1 pseudogene is annotated in these 681 nt (G+C 71.2%); it reads right to left on the reverse strand.

Annotated elements, in window-relative coordinates:
• Positions 1–247: pseudogene (locus JK356_RS21475) on the reverse strand (type VII secretion-associated serine protease mycosin); the annotation flags it as partial.
• Positions 248–681: the final 434 nt, after the last annotated feature.

A 681-nucleotide genomic window follows, 5' to 3' on the forward strand; every position in this document is an offset into this window, starting at 1 on the left:
TGAGGTCGGTGCCTTCGAGTACTTGTCCTTCGAGTTCGGGGAGGGTGGGGTCGACGCCGGTGTCGATGACGGCCACCGTGATGCCTTCGCCGGTGGTGTGCTGCCAGATGTCCTCGGCCCGGTAGGTGTCGAAGTACCAGGGGTGTTGGACGTCGTCTTCTTGTGCGTGGGCGGTGGCGGTGAGGGGGACGGTGAGCAGGGCGGCGAGGAGCGTGGCGGCGGTGCGGGTGTGGCGTGGTGGGGTCATGACCGTCCTGTCTCGTCGTCGCGGCGCTTGCGCCTCTTCTTCGTGTTCGTGCCGCGGGAGGGTCTGCCGGTGACCGGCTCAGCCGGAGGAAGGACCCGGCTGGCCTCGGGAGCGTTGCGGCGGGGCGTGCCGTCCGCCACGGCACGTCCGTAGGTGACGCGCCTGGGCTCGTCGGACTCCGGGGTCGTGCGCCTGCCGATGGTCAGCCCGCCGTAGGACCAGCGTTTCTCCCGTTGCGGTGACCGTTCCGCACGTCCGCGCTGAGGGTTCGGAGCGCCGATGACTGGGTTCTGCGCAGGGCGCATGGTCCGGGACGGACCTGTGCCAGTGCTGCGGGGGATACCCCCGACGATGCCGCCGCGCTCCTGGGGACGCCAGGCCGGCCGCTCCCGCTCCGCAGGCGTGCGGGGAACACCGGTGATCGGCGGACGACC

This window comes from Streptomyces sp. 7-21 (assembly GCF_016741785.1).
In the GTDB taxonomy this organism is placed as follows: Bacteria; Actinomycetota; Actinomycetes; order Streptomycetales; family Streptomycetaceae; genus Streptomyces.